Origin of the sequence: Jiangella mangrovi (assembly GCF_014204975.1) — a bacterium.
In the GTDB taxonomy this organism is placed as follows: domain Bacteria; phylum Actinomycetota; class Actinomycetes; order Jiangellales; family Jiangellaceae; genus Jiangella; species Jiangella mangrovi.
In genome coordinates this window covers 6,622,121-6,638,475 of record NZ_JACHMM010000001.1, presented here as the reverse complement: position 1 = coordinate 6,638,475, position 16,355 = coordinate 6,622,121, and the positions used below count along the sequence as shown (strand labels likewise).

Annotated in this window: 17 protein-coding genes; 9 read left to right on the top strand and 8 right to left on the bottom strand. The window is 71.8% G+C overall.

Annotation, left to right across the window (positions count from 1 at the left end):
• The first annotated feature begins 27 nt into the window (after positions 1 to 27).
• Positions 28 to 213 carry a hypothetical protein gene (locus HD601_RS30640; RefSeq protein WP_184828464.1) on the top strand — a complete coding sequence of 62 codons (186 nt, stop codon included), beginning with the start codon at positions 28 to 30 and terminating at the stop codon, positions 211 to 213.
• A 650-nt stretch (positions 214 to 863) separates the two neighbouring features.
• Here the strand turns inward: HD601_RS30640 and panB are convergent.
• Both panB and HD601_RS30630 read right to left on the bottom strand, forming a co-directional pair.
• On the bottom strand, positions 864 to 1,700 hold the full coding sequence (gene panB, locus HD601_RS30635; protein ID WP_184828462.1) for a 3-methyl-2-oxobutanoate hydroxymethyltransferase: 837 nt from the start codon (positions 1,698 to 1,700) through the stop codon (positions 864 to 866).
• A gap of 86 nt (positions 1,701 to 1,786) precedes the next feature.
• Positions 1,787 to 3,700 (bottom strand): NAD+ synthase, encoded by a 1,914-nt coding sequence (locus tag HD601_RS30630; protein WP_184828460.1) that lies wholly within the window; start codon positions 3,698 to 3,700, stop codon positions 1,787 to 1,789.
• 71 nt (positions 3,701 to 3,771) lie between these two features.
• Here HD601_RS30630 and glnA (HD601_RS30625) point away from each other — a divergent pair, with 71 nt between their 5' ends.
• The 7 genes from glnA (HD601_RS30625) to HD601_RS30595 all read left to right on the top strand — a co-directional run bounded on the left by glnA (HD601_RS30625) (position 3,772) and on the right by HD601_RS30595 (position 10,935).
• Positions 3,772 to 5,109, top strand: a complete 1,338-nt coding sequence (gene glnA / locus HD601_RS30625; RefSeq protein WP_184828458.1) for a type I glutamate--ammonia ligase — start codon at positions 3,772 to 3,774, stop codon at positions 5,107 to 5,109.
• A 4-nt stretch (positions 5,110 to 5,113) separates the two neighbouring features.
• Complete coding sequence (locus HD601_RS30620; protein WP_221441450.1) at positions 5,114 to 5,797, top strand: type 1 glutamine amidotransferase; 684 nt, start codon at positions 5,114 to 5,116, stop codon at positions 5,795 to 5,797.
• A 4-nt stretch (positions 5,798 to 5,801) separates the two neighbouring features.
• Positions 5,802 to 6,212, top strand: a complete 411-nt coding sequence (crcB, locus tag HD601_RS30615; protein WP_221441449.1) for a fluoride efflux transporter CrcB — start codon at positions 5,802 to 5,804, stop codon at positions 6,210 to 6,212.
• Positions 6,209 to 6,571, top strand: coding sequence for a DUF190 domain-containing protein (locus tag HD601_RS30610; protein WP_184828454.1), 363 nt, complete (start codon positions 6,209 to 6,211; stop codon positions 6,569 to 6,571). The genes crcB (HD601_RS30615) and HD601_RS30610 overlap by 4 nt, the downstream gene beginning before the upstream one ends.
• Positions 6,568 to 6,921, top strand: a complete 354-nt coding sequence (crcB, locus tag HD601_RS30605; RefSeq protein ID WP_184828452.1) for a fluoride efflux transporter CrcB — start codon at positions 6,568 to 6,570, stop codon at positions 6,919 to 6,921. Before HD601_RS30610 ends, crcB (HD601_RS30605) begins: the two co-directional genes overlap by 4 nt.
• A gap of 411 nt (positions 6,922 to 7,332) precedes the next feature.
• On the top strand, positions 7,333 to 10,353 hold the full coding sequence (locus HD601_RS30600) for a bifunctional [glutamine synthetase] adenylyltransferase/[glutamine synthetase]-adenylyl-L-tyrosine phosphorylase (protein ID WP_184828450.1): 3,021 nt from the start codon (positions 7,333 to 7,335) through the stop codon (positions 10,351 to 10,353).
• Positions 10,354 to 10,443: 90 nt separating this feature from the next.
• Entirely contained in the window at positions 10,444 to 10,935 is a 492-nt protein-coding gene (locus HD601_RS30595) for a nucleoside deaminase (protein WP_184828448.1), read from the top strand.
• A 14-nt stretch (positions 10,936 to 10,949) separates the two neighbouring features.
• On the opposite strand, the gene HD601_RS30590 is transcribed toward HD601_RS30595, so the two are convergent.
• The 3 genes from HD601_RS30590 to glnA (HD601_RS30580) form a co-directional block, all read right to left on the bottom strand.
• On the bottom strand, positions 10,950 to 11,243 hold the full coding sequence (locus HD601_RS30590; RefSeq protein ID WP_184828446.1) for a hypothetical protein: 294 nt from the start codon (positions 11,241 to 11,243) through the stop codon (positions 10,950 to 10,952).
• Positions 11,240 to 11,539 (bottom strand): hypothetical protein, encoded by a 300-nt coding sequence (locus HD601_RS30585; RefSeq protein ID WP_184830338.1) that lies wholly within the window; start codon positions 11,537 to 11,539, stop codon positions 11,240 to 11,242. The genes HD601_RS30590 and HD601_RS30585 overlap by 4 nt, the downstream gene beginning before the upstream one ends.
• A gap of 230 nt (positions 11,540 to 11,769) precedes the next feature.
• Complete coding sequence (glnA, locus tag HD601_RS30580; RefSeq protein ID WP_184828444.1) at positions 11,770 to 13,194, bottom strand: type I glutamate--ammonia ligase; 1,425 nt, start codon at positions 13,192 to 13,194, stop codon at positions 11,770 to 11,772.
• Positions 13,195 to 13,394: 200 nt separating this feature from the next.
• Here glnA (HD601_RS30580) and HD601_RS30575 point away from each other — a divergent pair, with 200 nt between their 5' ends.
• Entirely contained in the window at positions 13,395 to 13,817 is a 423-nt protein-coding gene (locus tag HD601_RS30575) for an RDD family protein (RefSeq protein WP_184828442.1), read from the top strand.
• Positions 13,818 to 13,893: 76 nt separating this feature from the next.
• Here the strand turns inward: HD601_RS30575 and HD601_RS30570 are convergent, their stop codons facing one another.
• From HD601_RS30570 to lipB, 3 genes are all read right to left on the bottom strand, one after another.
• Complete coding sequence (locus tag HD601_RS30570) at positions 13,894 to 14,592, bottom strand: DUF4191 domain-containing protein (RefSeq protein WP_184828440.1); 699 nt, start codon at positions 14,590 to 14,592, stop codon at positions 13,894 to 13,896.
• Positions 14,593 to 14,662: 70 nt separating this feature from the next.
• Positions 14,663 to 15,592 (bottom strand): lipoyl synthase, encoded by a 930-nt coding sequence (gene lipA, locus HD601_RS30565; protein ID WP_184828438.1) that lies wholly within the window; start codon positions 15,590 to 15,592, stop codon positions 14,663 to 14,665.
• A gap of 9 nt (positions 15,593 to 15,601) precedes the next feature.
• Entirely contained in the window at positions 15,602 to 16,252 is a 651-nt protein-coding gene (gene lipB, locus HD601_RS30560; RefSeq protein WP_221441448.1) for a lipoyl(octanoyl) transferase LipB, read from the bottom strand.
• Positions 16,253 to 16,355 lie beyond the last annotated feature (103 nt).

Sequence of the window (16,355 nt, the reverse complement as noted above, 5' to 3'; positions counted from 1 at the left end):
GGCTGAGGTGCGCTGAAGGGAGTCATCGTGGCCGACGGACCCTGGTACTGGTGCCTTGATCACGCGCGGGTGGAGCCCGAGGACGGCTGCCCCAACGACCGCCGTCTCGGCCCCTACGAGACCCAGCAGGACGCGCAGGACGCCCTGGCCAGGGCGCACGAGCGCACCGCCCAGCAGGACGCCCTCGACCGCGACTGGGACGACGACAACTGACGGGCTGTCGTTCGGGGCGTGGGGTGCGTGTGGATGCGCTGGGTTCCCCCGTCCCCCTGCTGCCCATTCTCTTAAGCCGCGCGGGTGCCCTCAAGTCCGCGCGCGTTGGGGTTGGGTCGCTGCTGTGGTGGGGGCGCTTGGACTTGACCGCACCCGCGCGGCCTAAGAACGGGCAGCTATCAGGGGGACGGGGGGAGTCTGGCGACGGGTGCGGGGTCGGACCTGGTGCGGCCCGGCGTGGGGAGGGAGTTTTCCTCGCTATAGCGGGGGAAACTCCCTCCCGACAACCATCGGTGTCCACGTGGTGGGATTTCCCGGCGATTCTTGGGCTGCCCACTACGTTTACCCGTGCATCAGGAGGCCTGTAATCGTGTTGAGGCTCGGGTAATCCTGGTGATGTACGCGATCCTTGATGATCATCGCTGTCCACAGCCAGCACAACCGGACGAAACGGACACGGCTACAGCGAGGCGTGCCCAGGGTCTCCCCGTCCCCCTGATGGGTGCCAGGTTCTTAGCCGGGTGCGTGCGGGTCGAGTCGAAGCCCCCCGACCACAGCGGCGAATCAACCACAGAGGGCGCCGACTTGAGGCGCGCGTGCGCGGCTAAGAGACTGAGCACCAGGGGGACGGGGAGCCGAACCCCGAAGCCTCAGTGGTAGGTGTGCTCGTCAGCGGGGAACACGCCGGTGACGACGTCGTCGGCGAAGGCCTTGGTGGCGGTGACCAGGGCGCCGCGGAGATCGCCGTACTGCTTGACGAACTTGGGCATGCGGCCGGAGCGCAGCCCGGCCATGTCCTGCCAGACCAGCACCTGGGCGTCGACGTCGGGACCGGCGCCGATGCCGACCGTCGGGATGGCCAGGCGCTTCGTCACCTCGGCGGCGACCTCGGCGGTGACCATCTCGAGGACGACGGCGAAGGCGCCGGCCTCTTCGAGCGCGAGGGCCGCCTCGACCAGCCGCGCACCGTCGGTTCCGCGCCCCTGCACGCGGTAGCCGCCCAGCGCGTTGACGCTCTGGGGGGTGAACCCGATGTGCGCCATGACCGGGATGCCGGCCTCGACGATGCGGCGGACGGACTCGACGACCGGCAGCCCGCCCTCGAGCTTCACCGCCTGGACGCCGGCCTCTTTCATGATGCGGATCGACGTCTCGAGCGCCTGCTGCGGCCCCAGCTGGTACGAGCCGAACGGGAGGTCACACACGACGAGCGCCCTGCTGGTCGACCGCACGACGGCGCGGGCGAGGGGGACGAGTTCTTCGACCGTCACCGGGACGGTGTCGGGGTGGGCGTAAACGTTGTTGCCGGCGGAGTCGCCCACCAGCAGCACCGGGATGCCGGCGGCGTCGAAGATCTCGGCGGTGTACATGTCGTACGACGTGAGCATGGGCCAGCGCTCGCCGCGCTCCTTGGCCGTGCGCAGGTCGCGGATGGTGACCCGCCGGGAGAGGGTGCCGCCGTACAACGGGACGGTCTCGTGCGTCATCGCAGGACTCCTAGGGTGTGTCTCGAGGCCCGTGGCCGGGTCCCCTAACACCCCCCATTCTCCCATGTTCGGGCCCGCGATGCCCGTCAGCTGGGCGGCGGGGGCGGCGGCAGCTCGCGTCGTTGCTCCTGATCGACGACGGCGTCAGCCTGCGGTTCCGCCGCAGGTACGGCGGCCGGAGCCCCCGAAGGCTCGGCAACCGGAGCGGCAGCCGGCGCCGGCGGCGTGTGCGGTACCTCACGCCACGCGCTGGTGATGGGCACCCGGCGGTCGCGGCCGAAGTTGCGGATGGTGATCTTCGGGCCGGGCGGGTACTGGCGCCGCTTGTACTCGGCGGTGTCGACCATGCGCAGCACCTTGGCGACGAGGTCGGCGTCGAACCCGGCGGCCTGCAGCTCCGTCGCGGCGAGGTCCTGCTCGAGGTGGCGGTACAGGATGTCGTCGAGCAGCGGGTAGTCGGGCAGCGAGTCGGAGTCGAGCTGGCCGGGGCGCAGCTCGGCGCTCGGCGGCTTGTCGATGGAGCCCTGGGGGATGGGCGGGGTCTCGCCGCGCTCGGCGGCCGCGGCGTTGCGCCAGCGGGCCAGCTCCCAGGTCAGCGTCTTCGGCACGTCCTTGATGGGGGCGTAGCCGCCGACCGCGTCGCCGTAGATGGTGGAGTAGCCGACCGCGAGCTCGGTCTTGTTGCCGGTGGCGAGGACCAGGTGGCCTTCCTGGTTCGACAGTCCCATGAGCGTCATGCCGCGCACCCTGGCCTGCAGGTTCTCTTCGGCCAGGCCGGTGAGCTCGAGGTTGTCGAGGAACGCCCGGACCATGGGCGCGATGGGTATGGTGCGGAAGTTCAGCTTCGTCCGGTCGGCGAGGTCCTGCGCGTCGGACTTCGAGTGCTCCGACGAGTACGAGCTGGGCATCGACACGCCGTAGACGTTCTCGGCGCCCAGGGCGTCGACGGCGACGGCGGCGACCAGCGCGGAGTCGATGCCCCCCGACAGCCCCAGCACGACGGACGTGAAGCCGTTCTTGCGCACGTAGTCGCGCAGCCCGGTGACGAGGGCCGCGTAGACCTCGGCGTGGTCGGACAACCGCGGCGCCAGCGCGCCGGGGTCGGGCGTGTAGGCGGGCAGCGGCGCCGTCGTCAGCGTGGTGCGGTGCACCGCGAACCCGGCGATGCGCTCCTGTGCCATGCCCCACGGGCCGGGGGCGGGGGCGACGGCGTCGGGCAGTTGCAGGTCGACGACCAGGCAGCCCTCCTCGAACTGGGGTGCGCGGGCGAGCACCTCGCCGTCGGGCCGCACGACCAGGCTGTCGCCGTCGAACACGAGCTCGTCCTGGCCGCCGACCATGTTGACGTACGCGAGCGTGGCCTGCGCGTCGGCGGCGCGGCGGCGGGCGAGGTCGAGGCGGGTGTCGTCCTTGTTGCGCTCGTACGGCGAGCCGTTGACCACGAGCAGCAGGCCGGCGCGGGCCTCGCGCGCGACCGACACCGGGCCGCCGTCCTGCCAGATGTCCTCGCAGACCGCGAGCGCGACGTCGATGCCGTGCAGCCGGAAGACGCCCAGGTGGTCGCCGGGGACGAAGTAGCGGAACTCGTCGAACACGCCGTAGTTGGGCAGGTGGTGCTTGGCCTGCCGCGCGACCACGCGCCCGCCGTAGAGGACGGCGACGGCGTTCTGCGGCGACCCCTTGGGCCGGCCGAGCTGGTACTGCCGGGCGGTGGCGTCGTCGCGCCCCAGGTACCCGACGACCACGGCGGTGGCGCCGAGCCCCTCGGCGTCGAGGCGGACGGCCAACTTCTCGAGCGCCGCCCGGGACGCGTCGACGAACGACGCCCGCAGCGCGAGGTCCTCGACGGGGTACCCGGTGAGCATCATCTCGGGGAACGCGACGAGGTGCGCGTGCTGGCCGGCGGCGTGCTTCGTCATGCGCACGACGAGGTCGGAGTTGGCCTCGAGCGCACCGACGGTGGGGTTCACCTGAGCGAGCGCGATTCTGATCTGCGGCACGGTCCGAGCTTATCCGCGCGGGGATACCCGCCAGCTACCCGGCGGACACACCGGTGGGGCACACTGGCGGCGTGGAGAAGCAGCAGCAGTTCGTCCTCCGGTCGCTGGAAGAGCGCGACATCCGGTTCGTCCGGCTCTGGTTCACCGACGTGCTCGGATTCCTGAAATCCGTGGCGGTCGCGCCGGCCGAGCTCGAGAACGCGTTCTCCGAGGGCATCGGCTTCGACGGCTCGGCCATCGAGGGGTTCGCGCGCGTCTATGAGGCCGACATGCTCGCGAAGCCCGATCCGACGACGTTCCAGGTGCTGCCCTGGCGTGGCGGGTCCAACGGCACGGCCCGCATGTTCTGCGACATCCTCATGCCCGACGGCTCGCCGTCGTACGCCGACCCGCGACACGTGCTCAAGCGCGCGCTCAGCCGGGCCGCCGAGCAGGGGTTCACCTTCTACACCCACCCCGAGGTCGAGTTCTTCGTCTTCAAGAACGAGCCCAGCGGCGGCGAGGTGCCCATCCCCGTCGACGCCAGCGGGTTCTTCGACCACACGGCGCACGGCATCGCTCAGGACTTCCGCCGCGACACCATCACCATGCTCGAGGACATGGGCATCTCGGTGGAGTTCAGCCACCACGAGGGCGCGCCCGGCCAGCAGGAGATCGACCTGCGCTACGCCGACGCGCTGGCCACGGCCGACAACCTCATGACGTTCCGCGCCGTGGTCCGCGAGGTCGCGCTGTCGCAGGACCTCTACGCGTCGTTCATGCCCAAGCCGTTCACCGAGTGGCCGGGCTCGGGCATGCACACCCACGTGTCGCTGTTCGAGGGCGACCGCAACGTCTTCCACGAGGCCGGCGCGGAGTACCAGCTGTCCAAGACCGCCCGCTCGTTCATCGCCGGCCTGCTCCAGCACGCGCCGGAGATCACCGCCGTCACCAACCAGTGGGTCAACTCCTACAAGCGCCTGCGCGGCGGCGGCGAGGCACCGGCCTACATCTGCTGGGGCCACAACAACCGGTCCGCGCTGGTCCGGGTGCCCATGTACAAGCCCGACAAGGGCCAGTCGGCGCGCGTGGAGTTCCGCTCGCTCGACTCCGCCTGCAACCCGTACCTCGCCTACGCCGTCATCCTCGCGGCCGGCCTCAAGGGCATCGAAGAGGGCTACGAGCTGCCGCCGGGCGCCGAGGACGACGTGTGGGCGCTGACCGACCGCGAGCGCCGCGCCATGGGCATCGACCCGCTGCCGGCGTCGCTCGACGAGGCGATCCAGGCCATGGAGAACTCCGAGCTCGTCGCCGAGACCCTGGGCGAGCACGTCTTCGAGTTCTTCCTGCGCAACAAGCGCGCCGAGTGGAACGAGTACAGCCTGCAGGTCACCGCGTTCGAGCGGGCCAAGATGCTGCCGGTGATGTGACCCGTTGATCCAGGTCATCGAGCACGAGGCGGGTTGCCCGCTGGACCGTCTCGGCGGCTGGCTGACGGCCACGGGCGCCGAGCTCCGGATCATCCGGCCGTACGACGGCGACACGGTTCCGTCGCGGCCGGACTCGGGCCTGATCGTGCTGGGCGGGCAGATGTCCGCCTACGACGACGACGTCGCGCCCTGGCTGCCGGCGGTGCGCTCGCTGCTGCGCGTCGCCGCCGAGGACGCGACGCCGACGCTCGGGATCTGCCTGGGGGCGCAGCTGCTGGCGGTGGCGTGTGGTGGACGGGTCGACGTCGGTGCGGCGCCGGGGCGCGAGTCGGGCGTCGTCGACGTGCGCTGGCTGCCTGCGGCAGGCGACGATCCGCTGGTCGGCGGCCTGCCGGACCCGTTCCCCGGGCCGAGCATGCACGCCGACGCCGTCGCCGAGCTACCGCCGGGCGCGGTGTGGCTGGGGTCGTCGGCGATGTACCCGCACCAGGCGTTCCGGGTCGGCGCCGCGGCCTGGGGGGTGCAGTTCCACCCCGAGGTGTCCGAGCCGACGTTCGCCGGCTGGGCGGCCGAGCACCCGGACGTCGACTCGACCGCGGTGGTGGGCGAGCTGGTGGCGCGAGATGCCGAGGTCGCGGCGGCGGGGCAGCAACTGGCGACCCGGTTCGCGGCGATCGTCGCCGGGTAGCCCGATGGGAACGGCGCGCGGTCAGGCCTCGGTGCTGGCGGCCATCGCGGCCGGGGGAGTGCTGGGGTCGCTGGCCCGCCACGGCGCCGGCGTGCTGTGGCCGTCGTCGCCGCCCGCGTGGCCGGTGACGACGCTGCTGGTCAACGCCTCGGGCTGCCTGCTCATCGGGGTGTTGATGGCGGTCCTGCTCGACCTCACCGCGCCGCACCGGCTGCTGCGCCCGTTCCTCGGCATCGGCGTGCTGGGCGGCTACACGACGTTCTCCACCTACGCCGTCGACGTGCAGCGGCTCCTGGTCGACGGGCGCGAGGCGGCGGCGCTCACGTATGTCCTGCTCACGCCGGTGGTGGCGCTGGTGGCGGTCTGGCTGGGCACGGCGGCCACCCGGGCCTGGCGACGAAGGAGGCACCCATGACCCTGCAGGGACCCGCGCGGCGGCTGACCGTCGTCGTCGGCGAGAACGACACGTGGCACGGGAAACCGCTGTACACCGAGATCGTGCACCAGGCGCACGCCGCGGGGCTGGCCGGCGCCAGCGTGTTCCGCGGCATCGAGGGGTTCGGCGCGTCGAACCACATCCACACCACGCGCATCCTCAGCCTGTCCGAGGACCTGCCGGTCGCCGTGGTCATCGTGGACGTGGCCGAGAAGGTGGAGCCGTTCGCCGCCGAGATCGCTCCGCTGGTGCACGAGGGGCTCATCACGCTCGCCGACGTCGAGGTGCTCCGCTACGTCGGGCGCGGCCGCGAGGGTCGCGAGGGCGGGGCTTCGTGACGGTCCTCCTGGTGGCCGCGGGGGCCGCCGTCGGGGCGCCGCTGCGCTACCTGGTGGACCGCTGGGTGCAGTCGCGGCTGGACGGCGCGTTCCCGTGGGGCACCCTGGTCGTGAACGTCGTGGGCTCGTTCGTGCTGGGGCTGGTCCTCGGATCGCCCTCCGTGTCGTCTGCGGTCGCGGCGCTGGTCGCGACCGGGTTCTGCGGTGCGCTGACCACCTACAGCACGTTCAGCTACGAGACGCTGCGGCTGATCGAGGACGGCGCCTGGTCGCGCGGCGCGGCCAACGTCCTGGTGAGCATGGCGGCCGGTCTGGGCGCCGCCGCGCTGGGCTGGACGCTGGCCCCCTGACCCCTGTCCGCCTCGACCCTGACCGCCGTCCCTCCGCCCCGTGCCCTCGTCCTCGCCTTGCAATGAGCACCTATACGCACCACTCCCGGCCCGCAGCCGGCGCCGCCGGGCCGCTGAGGGGCCTTGGCACGCCTGAGCGTCCTCCTTGGCACGCTGGGAGTGACCTGGAGCGCCCGATTTGCCACGTTTTGTGGAACCCGCAGGCGTGCCAAGGCATGGACACCCGCGGTGCGGGCCGATGCGTCGGCCGCTGGGCCGGCTGCCGGCGGGACCGGCTGCGGGCCGGGGGTGGTGCGTATGGGTGCTCATTGCAAGCGCCCCGCACATGGGGCTGAACTGCGGCGATGCGGCGGCCGTCTGGTGGTGGCCGGGGGCGGTTCGGGCGGCGGGGCCGGCGGGTAGGTTGGTCGCATGGCTGTGCACCGGACCGAGGGCCGTGTCGCCTCGTTGGCCAAGGCCGGTTTCGCCGACACCGCCGCCGCCCAGCGCGAGCTCGACGGCCCGCAGCTCAGCGGCCTCGCCACCGAGACCGACCTCGTCGCCGCGCTCGCCGTCGTCGCCGACCCCGACCTCGGGCTGCGCGGCCTCGGCCGGCTGATCGAGTCGGTCGAGTCGCTGGACGACGGCGCTCAGCTGACGGCGTTGCACGAGGTCCTCAGGGACGACACGCCGCACCGACGCCGGCTACTGGCCGTGCTCGGGTTCAGCTCGGCGCTCGCCGACCACCTGTGCCGGCACCCGGAGCACTGGCGCGACCTCGGCGACCTCGACCCCGAGCAGCGGCCGGGCGCTGACGCCGTCCGCGCCCGCATGCTCGAGGCCGTCGGCGCCGACCCAGCCGCAGCGGACCCCGTCGCCGATGGAGAACAGCCGGCACTGCTCGATGCGCTGCGCGCGGCCTACCGGCGGCACGTGACGTCGCTGGCGGCGCTCGACCTCGCCGACCGGCTCGACGTCGCCGCCGTCGCCGCGGAGCTGGCCGACCTCGCCGGTGCCACGCTCGAGGCCGCCCTCGCCGTCGCCCGGGCCGCGCTGCCCGCCGACGCGCCCGGCTGCCGGCTCGCCGTCATTGCCATGGGCAAGGCCGGCGGGCGCGAGCTGAACTACGCCTCCGACGTCGACGTCGTGTTCGTGGGCGAGCCGCCGGCCGACGCGCCCGACGACGCCACCGGCTGGCTGGTCACCGCGACGACGCTGGCCACCGCGCTCATGCGCGCCTGCTCGGTCTACACCGGCGAGGGCACCATCTGGCCGGTCGACGCGGCGCTGCGGCCCGAGGGCAAGCAGGGGCCGCTGGTGCGCACCGTCGCCAGCCACGTCGCCTACTACCGCGATTGGGCGAAGACCTGGGAGTTCCAGGCGCTGCTCAAGGCGCGCCCCGTCGCCGGCGACCGCGAGCTGGGCCAGGAGTACCTCGACGCCGTCGGGCCCATGGTCTGGACGGCGGCCGGCCGCGACAAGTTCGTCGACGACGTCCACGCCATGCGCCGGCGGGTCGAGGACCACATCCGCCCGGCCGAGGCGGACCGGCAGCTCAAGCTGGGCCCCGGCGGGCTGCGCGACGTCGAGTTCGCGGTCCAGCTGCTGCAGCTCGTGCACGGCCGGGCCGACGCTTCGCTGCACGACGGGAACACGCTCGGCGCGCTCGCGGCGCTGACGGCGGGCGGTTACGTCGGGCGCGAGGACGGGGCGGTGCTCGACGCCGCGTACCGGTTCCTGCGCACGTTCGAGCACCGCATCCAGCTGCGTGGCCTGCGCCGTACCCACGTCGTGCCCGACTCCGACGAGCAGCTGCGCATCCTGGCGCGGTCGCTGTCGCTCCGGCAGCCCGCGGAGCTGAACGAGGTCTGGCACCAGCAAGCGCGCGAGGTGCGGCGGCTGCACGAGAAGCTGTTCTACCGGCCGCTGCTGTCCGCCGTCGCGCGATTGCCCGGCGACGGCGTCCGCCTGAGCCCCGAGGCGGCGCTGGCGCGGCTGCAGGCGCTCGGCTACGCCGACCCGGCCGGCGCACTGCGGCACCTCGAGGCCCTGACGACGGGCGTGTCGCGGCGGGCGTCCATCCAGCGGACGCTGCTGCCCGTGCTGCTCGGCTGGTTCGCCGACGCGCCCGAACCGGACACCGGGCTGGCCGGATTCCGCAAGGTCAGCGAGGCGCTCGGCACGACACCCTGGTACCTCCGGCTGCTCCGCGACGACGGCGCCGCGGCCGAGCGGATGGCCCGGGTGCTCGCGTCCGGCCGGTATGCGACCGAACTGCTGCTGCGCGCGCCCGAGTCCGTCGCCATGCTCGGTGACGACGACGCGCTTCGGCTGCGCGAACGCGGACCCCTCGAGAAGGAGGTCCTGACCGGCGTCCAACGCCACGACGACCCCGTCGACGCCATCGGGGTCGTGCGGGCCATGCGCCGGCGCGAGCTGTTCCGCGTCACCGTCGCCGATCTGGCCGCGGACGCTCCCGTCGAGGCCGTCGGCGAGGCGCTCACCGTCATCGCCGAGACCACCCTGGCCGGCGCCCTCGCCGCCGCCACCCGCGCCGTCGAGGCGTCCCGTGGCGGCCCCATCCCCACCCGGCTCGCCGTCGTCGCCATGGGCCGGCTCGGCGGACGCGAGATGGGCTACGCCTCCGACGCCGACGTGCTCTTCGTGCACACCCCCTACCCCGACGAGGACGAGACCGAGGCGGGAGCCGCAGCGCTCGCCGTCGCCAATGAGATGACCCGGCTGCTCTCGCTGCCCTCGCCCGAGCCGTCCCTGACCGTCGACGCGGCGCTGCGGCCCGAAGGCAAGCAGGGGCCGCTGGTGCGGACGCTCGCCTCGTACGCGGCGTACTACGACCGGTGGGGCGAGGTGTGGGAGCGGCAGGCGCTGCTGCGGGCGGCCCCCTGTTGCGGCGACCCCGAGCTGCTGCGGCGGTTCTCGGCTCTCATCGACCCCTTGCGCTGGCCGACGGCCGGGCTGTCGGAGACGCAGATCCGCGACGTGCGGCGCATGAAGGCCCGCGTCGAGTCCGAACGCCTGCCCCGCGGCGCCGACCCGTCGATGCACCTGAAACTGGGACCGGGCGGCCTGGCCGACGTCGAGTGGACGGCGCAGCTACTGCAGCTGCGGCACGCGTCCGGGGTTGCGGCGCTGCGGACGACGTCGACGCCGGGGGCGCTGTCTGCTGCGGTGGCTGCGGGATTGCTGGCGGAGGACGACCGGCTGGTCCTGGTGGACGCCTGGCGGCAGGCGGCCCGCATCCGCAACGCGACGGTCCTGGTGACCGGCCGCCCGTCGGACATGCTCCCGAAGGACCCGAAGACGCTGGCCGCGGTGTCGCGAGTCTTGGGTTACGGCGCCGGCGAGTCGACCATCTTCGTCGACGACTACCACCGCTGCGCCCGCAAGGCCCGCTCCGTCGTCGAGCGCCTCTTCTACGACGACGCCCGCTGACGGCTGACTCCCGTGATCATCCAGGATCGACCACACCAGGACGTGGTCGATCCTGGATGGTCAAGCGAGAGTGGAAAGGACCTTCCCGAGATGACGCACGCCGACGATCGCTCTGGTGACGCCATTCACCTGGAGCGCTGCATCGAACTGGCCGAAGCGGCGCTCGCCGCCGGCGACGACCCGTTCGGGTCGGTGCTGGTGGGTGCGAACGGCACCGTCCTCGGTGAGGACCACAACCACGAGACCTCGCGGGCGGACCCGACGGCGCACCCGGAGCTGGCGCTGGCCCAGTGGGCGGTCGCGCAGCTCTCGCCCGCCGAGCGGGCTGCTGCCACCGTCTACACGTCCGGCGAGCACTGCCCGATGTGCGCCGCGGCGCACGGCTGGGTCGGGCTCGGCCGCATCGTCTTCGCGGCGTCGAGCGCGCAGCTGGCTGCCTGGCGCGCGGAGTGGGGTCTGCCGCCGTCACCCGTGAGCGCCTTGCCTATCACCGCCGTCGTGCCTGGACTCGAGGTGGCGGGTCCGGTGTCGCCGTTCGACGAGCGCATGCGCGCCATCCACGAGCGCGCCGCTCGGCGCTGAGCCGCGGCGGCCGGTCAGCTCTCGTCCGGCTTCTTCGGCAACTGAGTGGCGAGTCGTTCCCGCCACCTGTAGAGCTCGGCCAGAGCGCGCAGCCGTGCTTCCTCGGTCAGCGACGCTGCGGCCAGGCGCAGGGCGGGCTCGTGTTCCTGCCAGTAGCTCCCGACCGCGTCGGTCAGCTCCTGGCCGCTCGTGTCGCCACGCGCTGCCGCCTGAAGGTGCTCTCGGAGCCGCTCGAGATCGTGGGTGGCCGCCTCGAGCGACTCGTCGCCCCTCTCGGCCCGCTCGTCGTCGTCGGGAGGCGTGATCATGACGGTTGCACCTGACCGGGCGCCGCCGCCCCGCCGCCGAGGCCTTCGAGCAGACGGATCAATGCGTCGATGAGGTTCTGGAGCAGCCGGCCGAGCGTGCTGCCGAGGTCGACCCCGTCGAGGAGCCCGGCAACGGCACAGAGCAGATTGCCGAGGAGGTTGCCCGGGCCCGGGATCGCGGTGATGTCGAGGACGACCTGATTGAGCTGCACCCGCAGTCCCAGCAGATTCAGGTCGAGTGGGCCGAGCTCCAGATGCAGGATCGGACAGGTCGTCGGTTCTGGTGGTGTCGTCATCGCGCACCCCCGATGTCGAGAACGGACAGCTGTCGCGTCGCCGACCCGAGGGCGCGAACGCGAGTGCCCGCCGCGATACCCCGGCCGATGAGCTCCATGCGAACCGGACCGGACCTTTGGGCGCGCCTGCGCCTGGTGCGCTGCCAGACCCGGACATGAGGAACCGCCGGCCGCGCCTCGAGGCATGCGGCCGACGGCTCCCGTCAGGGGTGTGCCCTGCAGACCGAAGTCTAGATGTCGAAGTAGAGCTCGAACTCGTGCGGGTGGGGGCGCAGGCGGATCGGGTCGATCTCGTTGGTGCGCTTCCAGTCGATCCAGGTCTCGACCAGGTCGTCGGTGAAGACGCCGCCCTCGAGCAGGTAGTCGTGGTCGGACTCGAGGGCGTCGAGGGCCTCGCCGAGGGACGACGGGACCGTCGCGATGTTGGCGTGCTCCTCGGGGGGCAGCTCGTACAGGTCCTTGTCGACCGGCTCCGGCGGCTCGATCTTGTTGCGGATGCCGTCGACGCCGGCCATGAGCATGGCGGAGAAGGCGAGGTACGGGTTGCTCGACGGGTCGGGCACGCGGAACTCGATGCGCTTGGCCTTCGGCGAGGTGCCGGTGACCGGGATGCGGACGGCCGCGGAGCGGTTGCGCTGCGAGTAGACCAGGTTGACCGGGGCCTCGAAGCCGGGCACCAGGCGGTGGTACGAGTTCACCGTCGGGTTGGTCCAGGCGAGCAGCGAGTCGGCGTGCTTGATGAGGCCGCCGATGTACCAGCGGGCCATGTCGGACAGGCCGCCGTAGCCGAGCTCGTCGTAGAACAGCGGGTCGCCGTTCTTCCAGAGCGACTGGTGGCAGTGCATGCCCGAGCCGTTGTCGCCGAACAGCGGCTTCGGCATGAAGGTGGCGGTCTTGCCGGCCTCCCAGGCGACGTTCTTGACGATGTACTTGAACAGCATCAGGCGGTCGCCGGCGTGCTTGAGGGTGTCGAACTTGTAGTTGATCTCGGCCTGGCCGGCGGTGCCGACCTCGTGGTGGGCCCGCTCGATCTCGATGCCGACGTTGGTCATCGCCTTGACCATGTCGTCGCGCAGGTCGGCGTAGTGGTCGACCGGCGGGACGGGGAAGTAGCCGCCCTTGTACCGCGTCTTGTAGCCGCGGTTGCCGCCCTCTTCGGTGCGGCCGGTGTTCCAGGCGCCCTCGATGGAGTCGATGTAGTAGTAGCCCGCGTTCTGCTTGGTCTCGAAGCGGACGTCGTCGAAGACGTAGAACTCCGCCTCGGGGCCGAAGTAGACGGTGTCGGCGATGCCGGAGCTCGCGAGGTAGGCCTCGGCCTTGGCCGCGATGTTGCGCGGGTCGCGGCTGTACGGCTCGCCGGTGAAGGGGTCGACGATGGAGAAGTTCAGCGCGAGGGTCTTGGCCTTGCGGAACGGGTCGACGAACGCCGTGGCGGGGTCGGCCATGAGCTTCATGTCGGACTCGTGGATCGCCTGGAAGCCACGGATCGAGGAGCCGTCGAACATCAGGCCCTCGGCGATGGCATCGGCGTCGAACGCCGTCGCGGGCACGTTGAAGTGCTGCATCACGCCCGGCAGGTCGCAGAAGCGGACATCGATGAACTCGACGCCCTCGTCCTTGACGAACTTCAACAGCTCGTCCGCGTTGGTGAACATCCGCATTCTCCTTCGCGCCGGTACGGCGCAGTCCGCATCCGTCGACGGTCGGCGTTGACCGAATTACCCTCGTGGCCCGGACGCTAGATTCCTGGGATTTCCCGATGGTGTCCCAAGTGTTTCACCAGTGTTACGTGCGAGGTGAGACCCTTCCCGGATCCGGTCTCCGCCGCGCCGGTACCAGGGCCTAGGCTCGGCCTGTGAGTCCGAACCAGCCGCCCGCCACCGACGTCCAGCTGCCCGAACGCGGACCCGGCTCGCCCGGGAGCTGGCCGCGGCGCATCGCGGCGCTCCTGCTCGACTGGCTCGCCGGCAACCTCGTCGCCTTCATCGTCACCGGCGGCAACTCCGGCGTGTGGGACGCGCAGAGCGACGTCTTCTGGCTGCCGCTGGTCTGCTGGTACGTCCTGGTGGTGCTGTCGACGACGGTGTCGGGTGGCAGCCTGGGCCAGCTCATGCTCGGCCTGCGGGTCGCCCACCTGGGTGGACGGCGCATCAACCTGCTCGTCGCGGCGGTGCGGACGCTCATGATCGCGCTGGTCATCCCGCCGCTGGTGTTCACCCGCGACGGCCGCGGCCTGCACGACCTCGCCTCGAACACCGCCGTGGTCACCATCCGCTGACCCGTTCGGGCACGACGGCGTCAGCCTGCGGTCGGCGACGGCGACGGCGACGGCCCGCGGCGCCGTCGTCAGCGACTCAGCGGCCGGGGAGCTGCGTTCCGCGGGGGATCCGGGCGCCCTTGGGCAGCGGGCCCTTGGGGATGCCGATGGGCGTGCTGCCGAGCGCCCGCAGCCGCTGGCGCAGCTCGGTGACCTCGGCCGGCCGGATGTTCTTGGGCAGCTTGTTGAGGTGCCGGGTGAGCCGGGGGAGCGGGACCTGGCCGTCCTCGCGGCCGACGATGATCTCGATGACCGGCATGTCGGGGGCGACGCGGTTGTGCCGCTTCTTCTCCTGCGCCAGCAGGTTGGCGACCCGGCCGGCGACGGCGCCCTCGCCGATGAGCACGATGCCGGGGCGGCCGACGGCGCGGTGGACGACGTCCTGGTAGCGGTTGGCGCCGACCATGGGCGTGGTGTCCCAGCCGCGGCGCAGCGTGCCCAGGGCGGCCGCGGCGGCGCCGGGCTGGCCTTCGATCTGACCGTACGCGGCCCGCTCGGCGCGCCGTCCGAACACGATGGCGGCGGCCAGCAGCGCGATGGGCAGGCCGACGATGATCCAGAGCCACAGCGGGCCCACGAAGATGCCCACGAGCACCGACAACGCGATGACGCCGAGCAGGATGCCGAGGAGGATCCAGCCGACCCAGCGGTCGGACCGGCGGGCCATCTTGTAGGTCTGCCGGATCTGCGCGATGCGCCCGGTCTTCTCGGTTCCCTCGTCGTCATTGCGTGCCATGGGGAGAAGAGTACTTCTTCGCTGGTGGTGCTCCGGAACCGCCCGAAAGCGACAGCCGGGCGTGCCGCCGTCAGTGCGCGGCGCGGGCCTCCATGGCCTGCCGGTAGAGCCGCCCGGCGCGGTAGGACGAGCGCACCAGCGGCCCGGACATGACGCCCGCGAAGCCGATCTGCTCGGCCTCGGCCTGCAGCTCGACGAACTCTTCGGGCTTCACCCACCGCTCGATGGGGTGGTGCCGGACGGACGGGCGCAGGTACTGCGTGATGGTGATGAGGTCGCAGCCGGCGCCGTGGAGGTCGACGAGGGCCTGGGAGATCTCTTCGCGGGTCTCGCCCATGCCGAGGATGAGGTTCGACTTGGTGATCATGCCGGCCGCTCGCGCGATCGACAGCACGTCGAGCGACCGCTCGTACCGGAACGCCGGGCGGATGCGCTTGAAGATGCGCGGCACGGTCTCGACGTTGTGCGCGAACACCTGCGGCTGCGCGTCGAAGACCTGCTGCAGCAGCTCGGAGCGGCCGGAGAAGTCGGGCGTCAGGATCTCGACGCCGGTGTTGGGGTTGAACTTGTGGATCTCGCGGATGGTCTCGGCGTACAGCCAGGCGCCTTCGTCGGGGAGGTCGTCGCGGGTGACGCCGGTGACCGTGGCGTAGCGCAGGCCCATGGCCTGGACGGACTCGGCGACGCGGCGCGGCTCGTCGCGGTCGAGGTCCTCGGGCTTGCCGGTGTCGATGAGGCAGAAGTCGCAGCGGCGGGTGCAGTGGTCGCCGCCGATGAGGAACGTCGCCTCGCGGTCCTCCCAGCACTCGAAGATGTTGGGACAGCCGGCTTCCTGGCAGACCGTGTGCAGGCCCTCGCGCTTCACCAGCGACTGCAGCTCGCGGTATTCGGCGCCCATGGTCGCCTTCGTCTTGATCCAGGAAGGCTTCTTCTCGATGGGTGTCTCGGCGTTGCGCACCTCGAGGCGCAGCAGCCGACGTCCCTCCGGTGCGACAGTCACCCCTTCACCTTACGTCTGCGGCTGCAGCGCGAGGAGTTCGTCGAGGTGACGTTCGACATACGGGAGCACCTCGGCGACGGTGACCCGGCGGCCCAGCTCCTTCGAGAGCGTGGTGGTGCCGGCGTCGCTGATGCCGCAGGCGATGATGCGGTCGTACCAGCCGAGGTCGTTGTCGCAGTTGAGCGCGAAGCCGTGCATGGTGACGCCTTGGGCGACCCGCAGCCCGACGGCGCCCAGCTTGCGGTCGGGGCTGCCGTCGCCGGGCTGGATCCAGACGCCGCTGCGGCCGTCGACCCGGACGGCGCCGACGCCGAAGTCGTGGCAGACGTCGAGCATGAGCTGCTCGACGCGGCGGACGTAGCCGATGACGTCGTACGGCTCGGGCAGCTTGAGGATCGGGTAGCCGGTGAGCTGGCCCGGCCCGTGCCAGGTGATCTTGCCGCCGCGGTCGACGTCGATGACCGGCGCGCCGGCGTCGAGCAGCGGCCGCTCGTCGGGCGTCGTCCGCTTGCCCGCCGTGTAGACAGCCTCGTGCTCGAGCAGCACGACGGTGTCCTCGATGTCGCCCGCGACCCGCGCGGCGTGCAGCCGCCGCTGCTCGTCCCACGCGTCCTGGTACGGCACGTAGCCCTCGTGCCGGATGATCCGTAGCTCGCCCACGGACGTCGAGCCTACGCCCGCCGGGAAGGCTTCCGGCAACAGCGCGGTTGGCACCTGTCGTGACCTCTTCTTCAACGGCGGGCTTCCGCAACGCGCGGGCCCG